Source organism: Streptomyces sp. NPDC054863 (assembly GCF_053610825.1).
On record NZ_JBSGZD010000255.1, the window covers coordinates 1 to 11703 of the forward strand.

Consider the following 11703-nt stretch of genomic DNA (forward strand, 5'->3'; position numbering starts at 1 on the left):
GGGCACCGGTACGCGCGGCCCGCCGGGCCTTGACGTGAGCAGACCGCTGGCCTTGGTGCGAACGGACCGCTGGGCCTTGACGTGAGCAGACCGCCGGGCCTTGACGTGAGCAGACCGCCGGGCTTAGTGCGAACGGACCGCTGGGCCTTGGCGCGAGCGGGCCGCTGCGGCGAACGACCCTCAACGCAGACCGTCCCGGCGCAGACCGTCCCAGTGCGGCCAGGCCGGCCCGGGCCCGGCAGGCCGGTCGTGGCTCAGTCCTCGCCGGGCCGGTCCGCCCCCTCCGCGCCTTCCGGGCCTCCCGCGCCTTCTGCCCCCTCGGCGTCCTCCGGGTCCTCCGCGTCCGGCTGCTGTACGTAGCGCAGGACGCCCCACATGGCACGCTCGCCCGGGTCGTCCCGCTCCGCACCCGCACCGGGACGACCGGCTTCCTGCTCCGCATCCGCTGTCGCGCCACCCGCCGCACCACCCGCCGCGCCCGACGCCACGCACGCTGCCAGCTCCGCGTGCAGCGCCGCCCCGTCCGTGCCCGACCCGATGAGCACGAGCTGCGTCAGCCGCTCCTCGTCGCTGCCCCACGGCTCCGGGTAGAACCGCAGGAACCGGCCCACCGCGTGCACCGCGTACCGGTTCCGCGCGTCGGCGGCGCCGAAGTCGACGTACCCCTTGATCCGGTACAGCCCCTCGGGCCGGCCGTCGAGGAAGCGCATCAGCCGCTGCGGATCCATCGGTGCGGCAGACACGAATTCCACGCTCGCGTACGCGGCGTGCAGGTGCGCGCCGTGCGCTCCTTCCCCGCCCTCGGCCTCCGCCCGCAGGTCCTCGAAGCTCAACTGCCATCCGTCCGCGCGGTGTTGTGCTTCGGTGCGACGGTCGAAGAGCACCTCCGGGTCGATCCGCCCGTACTCCGCGGCGATCACGGTCCCGCTGCCGAGCCCGCTCAGCTCGTCCCGCAGCCGTGCGAGATCGCTCTCCCCCACCCGGTCCGTCTTGTTGAGCACCACCAGGTCGGCGATCGCCAGATGCCGCGCGATCTCCGGGTGCCGCTGCCGCGTCGCCCCGAACTCGGCCGCGTCCACGACCTCGACCAGACCCCCGTACACGACGTGCGGGTTCGCACTGGCGAGCAGCATCTTGACCAGCTCCTGCGGCTCGGCCAGCCCGCTCGCCTCGATGACGATGACGTCCATGCCCGCGCCGGGCTCCGCGAGCTTCTCCAGGTACACGTCCAGCTCACTCGCGTCCACGGCACAGCACAGACACCCGTTGCCGAGCGAAACGGTCGAATCCCCGAGTTGCCCGGCCACCGCCATGGCATCGATTTCGATCGCCCCGAAGTCATTCACGATCGCCCCGATCCGGGTGCCGCGACTCCGCTTGAGCAGATGATTGAGCAGGGTCGTCTTCCCCGATCCCAGGAATCCTGCGAGGACGACGACCGGAATCTGTTGCCTGGACATGGTCCTGATCGTAAAGGAGCTCCGGCGCACACCGCCGACCTCGCGTACGCCCTTTCCGTCTCGCATATGAGTGGGTCAAGCCACATCGAGGACGAACTACGCGCATATGCACGCCACTTGCGGATCGGTGAAGCCCTCCTGCGGTTCTGGATGCTCAGCCGGGTGATGAGAATGAGCCCCCGCTTCGGGCACGGAACGCCGATTCGCCGAGCTCTTCGACTCGGCACGCGCACCGGGCGCCCCGCCCGTGGGCGGAAATCGGCGACGCTGTTCCGGATGTCGGTGTTCCGCGGAGCCCCACGCACCGCCCGAACCGGGCTGCACCGCAGGCGACCAACGGTTGTTGGCCCTCTCCACCGGGAATGCTCAATACGGCGCGCGCAGTCACGACACGTGCCTCCGTGCGCCTCATTTCCGCCTCCCGCCGATCGGAGCCGCTCGGCAGTCTGGGAGGCGGTCGCACAGTCAACGACCGCCCGCCCGCACCGCATGTCCGGTCCCCCGGTGCTCGGTGAACGGTCGCCTGTGAATTCGGGGGTGGGTGCATGACAAAGCAGGGACATCGCCACCTGCGGGACGTCGCCGCAGGCCTCCTTTTCAGTGCGGCGGTCGCCGCACTGATGGCGCAGCAGAGACAGTTCCACCACCGGGCCCTGCTGATAGAGAAGCACCACCTGCACTCGGAGTTGCTGTACAGGGCCATGGACGACCCTCAGCTCGCCGAAGTGCTGGACACATACGAGTCGGACATCTCGCCGGAGCACCACCGCCAGTTCCTTTACGCCAACATCGTCTACGGCAACGTCCTGCACTACTGCCGTATCGGCATCATGAACACCGACGAGGCTCTGGGGCACATGCGGGGAATCTGCCGCAGCCGCGCCTTCCGTGACTTCTGGGATGCCACCCAGCATCACCGGGACAGCCTTCCGGCGGATTCCCAGGAGGCCAGGCTCGGTCAGCTGGTCGACCCGATCGTCACGCGTGCGAGTGAGCAAAATGACAATTGGTGGGTCACTTGAGTCACCTCACGCCCATTCGGCTCACCGGTGTGACATGGAACACTCCATTCGGCTAGGTTGTGGCCCACTCGACGCAGAGTGGGCCCTGCGATGTCCCACGCGCGCGGGCTGCCAGCAACCGTCCCGCCCCCGTCCGTCGTAGGGCATAGCACCAACTGGATCCCTGTTGAATATTCTGAACATCGTCCGCAGGATTGGCGCATCCCCCAGGGCCCGGGGCAGCGCCTCGGGACAGACCTGCCCGGACATCTTCGAGCTCAGCGACGGCAACTTCGCGGTCATCGGCACGGAATCGACCGCCTCGCTGGACGACAAACTTCCGCCGGACGCGGGTCGCGCCGATTACGAACGCATCGTCGTGATCAGCAGGGAGACCCTCATCAGAGCAAAAGAAGACATTCCAGACGTATAGCCGTTGGCTGCAAGCTCCGGGCGGCCCGTCAACCCGACAGAGGCGGCAGGCCGCCCGGATGTCTCCCCTACCGTTTGCGTTTATGCGCATCACCTGGCCGCAGCGCGTCGTCTCCCAGTTCCTGCTGATGCAGCTGGCGATCGCCACCGGCGTCACCGTTCTCGCCACCGGGCTCTTCCTCGCCCCGCTCGGCGCACAGCTCGACGACCAGGCGATGCGGCGGGCACTGGCCATCGCCCAGACCACCGCGTCGCCCCGCACCGCCGGTCTGCTGCTGGGCTCCCCCGCCGAACCCGGCGGCCCCGTACAGGCCGAGGCCGAGCGGATCCGGCGGGCGACCGACTCCGAGTACGTCGTGATCATGGACCGGCGCGGAGTCCGCTGGTCGCACACCGCGACCACCCAGATCGGCCGGGTCGTCTCGACCGACCCGAGCGACGCCCTCGCGGGGCGCGAGGTGATGGAGATCGACAGCGGTACGCTCGGCCGCTCCGCCCGCGGCAAGGTCCCGCTGCGCGACCTGCACGGCCGGATCGTCGGGGCCGTCTCGGTCGGGATCGAGTACGACACGGTGCGCGGACGACTGCTCGCCGCGATCCCCGGGCTCCTCGCCTACGCGGGCGGCGCACTCGCGATGGGCGCACTCGCCGCCTACCTCATCTCCCGCAGGCTCCAGCGGCAGGTCCACGACCTGGCCTTCTCCGACATCGCGGCGCTGCTCACGGAGCGCGAGGCCATGCTGCACGGCATCCGGGAGGGCGTCGTGGCACTCGATTCCGGGGGCAGGGTGCGGCTGATCAACGACGAGGCCCAGCGGCTGCTCGGAGTGGGCGGCGAGGCCACCGGCCGCCCGCTGGACGAGGTGCTGGGCGCGGGACGCACCGCCGACGTGCTGACGGGCCGGGTGTCGGGCGAGGACCTGCTGACCGTACGGGGGCCGCGGGTGCTGGTCGCCAACCGGATGCCGACGGACGACGGCGGAGCGGTGGCCACCCTGCGCGACCGCACCGAACTGGAGCAGCTGGGCCGGGAGCTCGACTCGACCCGGGGCCTGATCGACGCCCTGCGCGCCCAGGACCACGAGCACGCGAACCGTCTGCACACCCTCCTGGGCCTGCTTGAGCTGGAGATGTACGAGGAGGCGGCCGAGTTCGTGACGGAGGTGGCCGGAGTGCACCGGGCCACGGCCGAGCAGTTCACGGAGCGCATTCACGACCCGCTGCTGGCCGCACTGCTGGTCGGGAAGGCGACGGTCGCGGCGGAGCGTGCGGTGGTGCTGCGGCCGGCCGACGGGACGCTGCTGCCCGACCGGCTGGTGGATCCGCGCGGGCTGGTGACGGTGGTCGGCAACCTGGTGGACAACGCGCTGGACTCCGCGGCCGGTTCGCCGGATGCGTTCGTCGAGGTCGCCCTGCACGCGCGGGGGCGGGAGGTCGTACTACGGGTGACGGACAGCGGTGCTGGAGTGCCGCCCGCGCAACGAGAGTTGATCTTCACGGAGGGCTGGTCGACGAAGGCGCTACCCGCGCACGGCAGGCGCGGTCTTGGGCTTGCGATGGTACGGCGGCTGGCCGAGCGGCAGGGCGGGAGCGCACGCGTGGGGGAAGCACCGGGCGGAGGCGCCGAGTTCACCGTCGTACTACCGGAGGCACTGACCGGTCCGACGGTACGGGAATGAGGCCGCCGCCCCCGCTGTCAGACCGCCCCCGCCCCCAGTGTCAGACCGCCCCCGCCCCCGTGAGCGACCGCACCTCCGTCTCCGCGTGCTTGGCCTCGTCCGGCGGCTCGGACGAGGTGACGGTTCCCAGCCAGCCCGCCAGGAAGCCCAGCGGAATCGAGACGAGGCCCGGGTTCTGCAGCGGGAAGAGCTGGAAGTCGGCGCCGGGGAAGAGCGATTCGGGGCTGCCGGAGACGACCGGTGAGAGCAGCACGAGCAGCACGGCGGGGATCAGTCCGCCGTATACCGACCAGACGGCCCCGCGCGTCGTGAAGCCGCGCCAGAACAGCGAGTAGAGCAGCACCGGCAGATTCGCGGAGGCCGCGACGGCGAAGGCCAGGCCCACCAGGAACGCCACATTGAGATCGCGGGCGAGCAGGCCCAGGGCGATGGCCACCACCCCGATGCCACCCGCGGCGACCCGGGCGACCGCGACCTCGCTGTACTGCTTGGCCCGCTTGCTCCTGCTCCGCAGCGACGCGTAGAGGTCGTGGGCGACGGAGGCCGAGGAGGCCAGGGTGATGCCTGCGACGACGGCGAGGATCGTGGCGAAGGCGACCGCCGCGACCACGGCGAAGAGAACCGTTCCGCCAGTGGAACCCGCACCGCCGCCCAGGTCGTGGGCGAGCAGGGGGACCGCCGTGTTCCCCGCGGCGTTCGACGCCCGTACCCGGTCGGAGCCGAGGACGGCCGCCGCGCCGAAGCCGAGCACGATGGTCATCAGGTAGAAGCTGCCGATGAGCCCGATCGACCAGACCACCGAGCGGCGGGCGGCCCGCGCGGTGGGCACGGTGTAGAAGCGCGACAGGATGTGTGGCAGGCCCGCCGTGCCGAGGACCAGGGCGAGACCGAGGCTGATGAAGTCGAGGCGCGCGGTCCAGTCCCCGCCGTACCTGAGGCCCGGTGCGAGGAAGTCCTTTCCGTGGCCGCTGCGGTCGGCGGCGGTGGTCAGCAGCTGGTTGAAGTCGCCGTGGAAGCGGACCAGGACGAGCACGGTGAGGGTGAGCGCACCGGCCATCAGCAGCACGGCCTTCACGATCTGGATCCAGGTGGTGGCCCGCATGCCTCCCAGAGTCACGTAGATCACCATCAGCGCGCCGACGCCGATGACCGTCCAGGTCTGGGCGGCCCCGCTGCTGCCGCCGAGCAGCAGCCCGACGAGAGAGCCCGCGCCGACCATCTGGGCCACCAGATAGAGAACGGACACGGTGACCGAGGAAGTTCCCGCCGCGATCCGCACCGGGCGCTCCCGCATCCGGGAGACGACCACGTCGGCGAGGGTGAACCGGCCGCAGTTGCGGACCAGTTCGGCGACGAGGAAGAGCACGACGAGCCAGGCCACCAGAAAGCCGACGGAGTAAAGCATGCCGTCGTACCCGTAGAGGGCGATGAGGCCGGAGATGCCGAGGAAGGAGGCCGCGGACATGTAGTCGCCTGCGATGGCGAAACCATTTTCCATGGGCGAGAACAGCCGGCCGCCGACGTAGAACTCCTCGGCCGATCCGTGCCGGTTGCGGCTGACCCAGGTGGTGATCGCCAGGGTCGTCGCGACGAACGCGCTGAACAGCAGCAGCGCCAGGGTCTGGTGTCCCTCGTTCACCGTGCGGACCCCCCGGTCGGGCCGGGCTGCACGAAGGACCTGGTCATCCTGGTCAACTCCTGGGTGTCCCAGCGCAGTTCGAGAGCGGCGCGGTCCCGGCGGAGCCTGGCGTGCCGGGCGTAGGCCCAGGTCAGCACGAAGGTGGAGAGAAACTGCCCGAGCCCGGCGACCATGGCGACGTTGACCGCCCCGGCGACCGGGCGGGCCATCAGCGCGGGCGCGGTGGTCGCGGCGACGACGTAGACGATGTACCAGGCGAGGAAGGCGAGGGTCGCGGGGACGACGAACCGCCGGTAGCGACTGCGCACTTCCTGGAAGGCGGCGCTGCGCTGCACCTCCAGGTAGATGTCGGCCGCGCTCTGTTCGTGCTCCGGCGCGGCGGGCACGGGTGGCGCCGTGTGCGCCGAGGCGCCCGCGCCGTCCAGTTCGCCCCAGCCGGAGGCGAGCGCGTTATACCACGGGTCGTCGAACCGCATCGCTGCGGCGTCGCGCCCTTCGTGCTTCTCCACGGAACAACTCTCCTTGTCCGCGGCCGGATCGGTCCGCGCGCCCCAGGATGGGCAGACCGGAAAGATCCCCGGATCGGCAATCCCCTCTCTTCACCCCATTAGGTGACGCCCGCACCCGGTGCACCTGCGGCGGGCGGCCTGACGAGACCCTGCCGGTAGGCGTACCGCACCGCCTGTGCGCGGTCGCGCACGCCGGTCTTCGCGAAGAGGTTGTTGATGTGCGTCTTCACCGTGGCCGGGCCGATGTGCAGGGCCCGCGCGATCTCCCCGTTCGGCAGCCCCTCCGCGATCAGCACCAGTACCTCGGCCTCCCTCGGGGTGAGCCCGTCGGGAAGCTCGTCGGGGCCTGACACCTGCGGCTCGGGCGCGGTCACCCGGTCGAGGAGGCGCCGCTGAACCCCCGGCGACAGCCCGGCCTGCCCCGACATCACGTCCTGCACCGCCCGTACGATCTCTTCGCCGCCAGCGTCCTTGGTGAGGTAGCCGCGGGCGCCGGCCTGGAGGGCAGGAAAGAGCCAGTCGTCGTCGGCGTACGTCGTGAGCACCACGACCTGCGTCGAGGGGTGCCGGTCGCGGATCCGCCGGGTCGCCTCCACTCCGTCGCAGCGGGGCATCCGCAGGTCCATCAGGACCACGTCGGGCGCGCGTGCGGCGACCAGCGCGACGGCCTCCTCGCCGTCCCCCGCCGAGCCGACGACCTCGATGCCGGGCAGCAGTCCCAGCAGCAGGACGATGCCCTCCCTCACCATCGCCTGGTCGTCGACGACCAGCACCCGCACCGCTCTGCCCGTCACGCCCTCGGTCCCGTTCACACCGGCATCCGCAGTCGCACCACGAACCCCTTCCCCTCCTGGCCCGCCTCCAGCGTGCCACCGAGCAGTTCCGCCCGCTCCCGCATTCCCAGCAGACCGTATCCGGCGCCCGTGGCGGCCAACTCGCCGCGTGCGTCGGGCCGGCCCGAGTCCCGTACCTCCAGGGCGACTTCGCCGGGCGCGTACGCGAGCAGGATCCGGACCTCGGCCCCCGGGGCGTGCTTGCGGACGTTGGTGAGGGCCTCCTGGGCCACCCGTCGCACTGCCTGCGAGGCGTCCGCGGTCAATTTCCGCCGCTCCCCCGACACTTGGACCTCGGCCCGCTCCACGGCCCCCAGCTCCCGCAGATAGTCCTCGACGGGCACCATGTCCCCACGGAGCGCGGAGAGCGCCTGACGGGTCTCTGCGAGCCCCTCACGGGCCATCCCTCGCGCGGCGACGACCCGCTCCAGCACTCCGTCGCGGAACGCGCCCTGCGGCTCCCGCTCGATCAGCAGCCGGGCCGCCTCCAGGTGCACCATCTGCGCGGAGAGGCTGTGAGCAAGGACGTCGTGTATCTCCCTGGCTATTCGGGCCCGTTCGGCGAGGGCTGCCGACTCGGCCTCGGCGACGCGGGCGGCCCGCTCCTGCGCGAGGAGCCGGAAGCCGGAACCGCGCGCCTGGGCGTCCAGTCGCAGCATGTACCCGATGACCAAGACCCCACAGGTCACCACCACCTGCTCCCTGAGGCCCACTTCACCCAGCAGCGCGTGGGTGCTCACGACCGTCGCTCCCACCGGCAGACCCACCGACAGCGGCAGCCGCACCACGGCCTGTATCCCGCAGATGATCAGCAGGATGGCCCCGGGGTCCGGCGCCCCCACCAGATACGCCCCGGCGGCCAGCAGCACCACCGCGCCGAGCACCCCGAGCGAGGGCAGCAGGCGGTGCCTCACGGTCTGCCGGTCGTACAGCTCGGCCGCTCCCGTGACGGCCACCAGCGCGAGCGGCGGCACCACTGCGGCGACTCCGCCGAACACCCGGGAGGCGTACGCCTCCCAGAGGATCCAGAGGCCCATCCCGAGCCACAGGGCGATGTCGATCGCCATCCGCACCCGGGGCACCCCGAGTCGCGACAGCTCCTCCTTGGAGGGCCAGGCGGTGAATCCGCCGCTCGACTGCGTCGTCTGCGATCCCATGCCGTCGACATTACGGATCGGCCGGGCGTTCCGGATCGGAGCGTGGGTGGAGCTTGTCGCTCCACCCACGGGTTGACTCCGACCGTCGGCCCCGGCCGCCGCCGCCTCGCCTTCGCGCAGGTCAGGCGTCGATGCGCGACCTGTCCAGCGTGGCCGCGGCGCTGGTGATGAACTCCTTGCGCGGTGCGACCTCGTTGCCCATCAGCAGGTCGAAGACCTGCTCGGCGGCTTCCAGGTCGCCGATGTTGATCCGCCGCAGCGTGCGGAAGCGCGGGTCCAGCGTGGTCTCCGCCAGCTGGTCCGCGTCCATCTCGCCGAGGCCCTTGTACCGCTGGATGTCGTCCTTGTACCGGACGTTCTTGCGCTGGAACTCCAGCAGGGTCTGGCGCAGCTCGTTGTCCGAGTACGTGTAGACGTACTTGTCCTGGCCCTTCTTGGGCTGGACCAGTTCGATCCGGTGCAGGGGCGGAACGGCGGCGAACACCCGTCCCGCCTCCACCATCGGACGCATGTACCGCTGGAAGAGCGTGAGCAGCAGGATGCGGATGTGCGCGCCGTCGACGTCGGCGTCGACGAGGAGCACGATCTTGCCGTACCGCGCCGCGTCGATGTCGAAGGTCCGGCCGGACCCCGCTCCTATGACCTGGATGATCGCGCCGCACTCGGCGTTCTTCAGCATGTCCGAGACGGACGCCTTCTGAACGTTGAGGATCTTGCCGCGGATCGGCAGCAGCGCCTGGAACTCGGAATTCCGGGCGAGCTTTGCCGTACCGAGCGCGGAGTCCCCCTCGACGATGAAGAGCTCGCTGCGCTCCACGTCGTCACTGCGGCAGTCGGCCAGCTTGGCGGGCAGCGAGGACGACTCAAGGGCCGTCTTCCGGCGCTGCGCGTCCTTGTGCTGGCGGGCCGCGATGCGGGTCCGCGCGGCGGCGACGATCTTCTCCATCACCGAACGCGACTGCGCCTTGCCGTCACGCTTGGTGGACGTCAGGAAGCCCTTGAGCTCCTTGGCGACCACGTTGGCGACGATGCGGGTGGCGGCGGAGGTGCCGAGGACCTCCTTGGTCTGGCCCTCGAACTGCGGCTCCGCGAGCCGTACGGTGACGACCGCCGTGAGGCCCTCCATGGCGTCGTCCTTGACGACGTCGTCCTCGGCGACGCGCAGCAGCTTGGCCGAGCGGAGCGACTCGTTCACCGTCTTGGTGAGGGAGCGCTCGAAGCCGGAGATGTGGGTGCCTCCCTTGGGGGTGGCGATGATGTTGACGAAGGACTTGACCGTGGTGTCGTACCCGGTGCCCCAGCGCAGCGCGATGTCCACGGCCAGTTCGCGGGTGACCTCGGTGGGCGTCATGTGGCCGCGCTCGTCGAGGACCGGGACGGTCTCCTTGAAAGTGCCCGTCCCGCTGAGCCGCATGACGTCGCAGATCGCCTTGTCCTGCGCGAGGTACTCGCAGAACTCGCTGATGCCGCCGTCGAAGCGGAACGTCTCTTCGCTCTTGCCGACGCCCTCCAGGTCCCGCTCGTCGCGGACGACGATGGTGAGGCCGGGGACCAGGAAGGCGGTCTGACGGGCACGCTGGTAGAGCGTCTCCAGGTTGAGCTTGGCGTCCTTGAGGAAGATCTGCCGGTCCGCCCAGTAGCGCACGCGGGTGCCGGTACGGCCCTTGGGTACCCGCTTGCCCTTGCTGAGCCCGTTGCCCGGGTCGAAGGGTGCGTCCGGTCCCGACTCGGTGAAGATGCCGGGGACACCGCGGCGGAAGCTGATCGAGTGCGTGACGCTGCGGTCGACCTCGATGTCCAGACGGGCGGAGAGCGCGTTCACCACGGAGGCGCCCACGCCGTGCAGGCCGCCGGAGGCGGCGTAGGAGCCGCCGCCGAACTTGCCGCCGGCGTGCAGCTTGGTCATGACGACCTCGACGCCGGACAGCCCCGTCTTGGGCTCGACGTCGACCGGGATGCCGCGGCCGTTGTCCTGGACCTCGACCGAGCCGTCCTCGTGCAGGACGACTTCGATGCGGTCGCAGTAGCCGCCGAGGGCCTCGTCGACGGAGTTGTCGATGATCTCCCAGAGGCAGTGCATCAGGCCACGGCTGTCGGTGGACCCGATGTACATGCCGGGGCGCTTGCGGACCGCCTCAAGACCTTCGAGGACGAGCAGGTGCCGCGCGGTGTAGTTGGAACCGTCACGGTCCGCGCCGCTCAGCAGTGCGGTGGACGGGACGGTCGTATCGGCGGTCACGCGGTTCGCTCCTCGCTGAATTTCAAATGGGCCCCGATGGGGTACGGGGTCGGCGTCGGTCGCCGCTCAGAGGGTAACGGGGCCTGGTAGAGCGGTTGTCACGCCACCCTCGGGAAAACTCATGCTAGTCCAGAGACGTACAGGTGTTCGATCCCTCGTTGGAGTGAAGCACATGTCACGTTCCCTTCCGGGCATGAACCATTTAGGCTCCGGGCACGTCCTCATCAACAAGCCGGCAATCCAGCCGGTCGGACTCCCACCAAGACAATCCAGCAACGCGAAACCGTAAAGCGACGCAATACGGCTCATTCGCCGCCAACCGGCAACAGACAACCACTCCGGAAGACCTTCGGAAGAAGTTTCAAGGAAAAGCCACGAGCGGGAACGTTTTCGGCCTGGTTGGATGTTGACCCTGGTACGACAGCTCGTCGAGCTAGAGAAGAGGCGACGTGACTACTGTTCTGACCCCCGCGAGCCCCCTGACGGCCGCTGACCGATGCGACCGCTGCGGCGCCCAGGCATACCTGCGCGTTCTCCTGGCCAGCGGCGGCGAACTGCTCTTCTGCGCCCACCACGGTCGCAAGTTCGAGCCCGAGCTCAAGAAGATCGCTGCGGAAATACAGGACGAGACGGACCGGCTGACGGTCTCACCCTCGTCTTCGGAGGACGACGAACACTGACGCCCTGAGAGCGTCCACGACGAGCCAAGGACCGGCGCCAGGCGGTCGACGGGCGGCTTCCCCCGGGTGTGCGG

At 69.9% G+C, this 11703-nt stretch carries 10 protein-coding genes; 4 read left to right on the plus strand and 6 right to left on the minus strand.

The genetic code is table 11. From position 1 onward, the window contains the following. Window positions 1-254: 254 nt before the first annotated feature. Window positions 255-1460 (minus strand): CobW family GTP-binding protein, encoded by a 1206-nt coding sequence (locus ACWGIG_RS30710; RefSeq protein WP_453324950.1) that lies wholly within the window; start codon window positions 1458-1460, stop codon window positions 255-257. A 545-nt stretch (window positions 1461-2005) separates the two neighbouring features. On the opposite strand from ACWGIG_RS30710, the gene ACWGIG_RS30715 reads away from it, so the two are divergent. The 3 genes from ACWGIG_RS30715 to ACWGIG_RS30725 all read left to right on the plus strand — a co-directional run bounded on the left by ACWGIG_RS30715 (window position 2006) and on the right by ACWGIG_RS30725 (window position 4572). Further along, the gene (locus ACWGIG_RS30715) at window positions 2006-2482 is read left to right on the plus strand and encodes a DUF6082 family protein (protein WP_453324951.1); all 477 of its coding nucleotides are present in this window, start codon (window positions 2006-2008) and stop codon (window positions 2480-2482) included. Between the two features lie 175 nt (window positions 2483-2657). Beyond that, window positions 2658-2894 (plus strand): hypothetical protein, encoded by a 237-nt coding sequence (locus ACWGIG_RS30720; protein WP_453324956.1) that lies wholly within the window; start codon window positions 2658-2660, stop codon window positions 2892-2894. A 58-nt stretch (window positions 2895-2952) separates the two neighbouring features. Continuing rightward, complete coding sequence (locus ACWGIG_RS30725) at window positions 2953-4572, plus strand: ATP-binding protein (RefSeq protein WP_453324952.1); 1620 nt, start codon at window positions 2953-2955, stop codon at window positions 4570-4572. Between the two features lie 40 nt (window positions 4573-4612). Here the strand turns inward: ACWGIG_RS30725 and ACWGIG_RS30730 are convergent, their stop codons facing one another. The 5 genes from ACWGIG_RS30730 to ACWGIG_RS30750 form a co-directional block, all read right to left on the minus strand. Next, window positions 4613-6211 carry a solute symporter family protein gene (locus ACWGIG_RS30730; RefSeq protein ID WP_453324953.1) on the minus strand — a complete coding sequence of 533 codons (1599 nt, stop codon included), beginning with the start codon at window positions 6209-6211 and terminating at the stop codon, window positions 4613-4615. Next, on the minus strand, window positions 6208-6687 hold the full coding sequence (locus tag ACWGIG_RS30735) for a DUF485 domain-containing protein (protein ID WP_453324957.1): 480 nt from the start codon (window positions 6685-6687) through the stop codon (window positions 6208-6210). The genes ACWGIG_RS30730 and ACWGIG_RS30735 overlap by 4 nt, the downstream gene beginning before the upstream one ends. Before the next feature lie 131 nt (window positions 6688-6818). Next, window positions 6819-7469 carry a response regulator gene (locus tag ACWGIG_RS30740; RefSeq protein ID WP_453324958.1) on the minus strand — a complete coding sequence of 217 codons (651 nt, stop codon included), beginning with the start codon at window positions 7467-7469 and terminating at the stop codon, window positions 6819-6821. Between the two features lie 59 nt (window positions 7470-7528). Next, the gene (locus ACWGIG_RS30745; protein ID WP_453324954.1) at window positions 7529-8710 is read right to left on the minus strand and encodes a sensor histidine kinase; all 1182 of its coding nucleotides are present in this window, start codon (window positions 8708-8710) and stop codon (window positions 7529-7531) included. A 121-nt stretch (window positions 8711-8831) separates the two neighbouring features. Beyond that, complete coding sequence (locus ACWGIG_RS30750) at window positions 8832-10949, minus strand: DNA gyrase/topoisomerase IV subunit B (RefSeq protein ID WP_453324955.1); 2118 nt, start codon at window positions 10947-10949, stop codon at window positions 8832-8834. A gap of 449 nt (window positions 10950-11398) precedes the next feature. Here ACWGIG_RS30750 and ACWGIG_RS30755 point away from each other — a divergent pair, with 449 nt between their 5' ends. After that, window positions 11399-11629: a DUF7455 domain-containing protein gene (locus ACWGIG_RS30755; RefSeq protein ID WP_362428065.1), complete on the plus strand. Its 231-nt coding sequence runs from the start codon at window positions 11399-11401 to the stop codon at window positions 11627-11629. The last annotated feature ends 74 nt before the right edge of the window (window positions 11630-11703 follow it).

Excerpts from the sequence above, each read along its gene's own strand:
- ACWGIG_RS30710 (WP_453324950.1), bottom strand. The coding sequence starts at position 1,460 with ATGTCCAGGCAACAGATTCCGGTCGTCGTCCTCGCAGGATTCCTGGGA.
- ACWGIG_RS30715 (WP_453324951.1), top strand. The coding sequence starts at position 2,006 with ATGACAAAGCAGGGACATCGCCACCTGCGGGACGTCGCCGCAGGCCTC.
- ACWGIG_RS30725 (WP_453324952.1), top strand. The coding sequence starts at position 2,953 with ATGTCTCCCCTACCGTTTGCGTTTATGCGCATCACCTGGCCGCAGCGC.
- ACWGIG_RS30735 (WP_453324957.1), bottom strand. The coding sequence starts at position 6,687 with ATGCGGTTCGACGACCCGTGGTATAACGCGCTCGCCTCCGGCTGGGGC.
- ACWGIG_RS30740 (WP_453324958.1), bottom strand. The coding sequence starts at position 7,469 with ATGGTGAGGGAGGGCATCGTCCTGCTGCTGGGACTGCTGCCCGGCATC.
- ACWGIG_RS30745 (WP_453324954.1), bottom strand. The coding sequence starts at position 8,710 with ATGGGATCGCAGACGACGCAGTCGAGCGGCGGATTCACCGCCTGGCCC.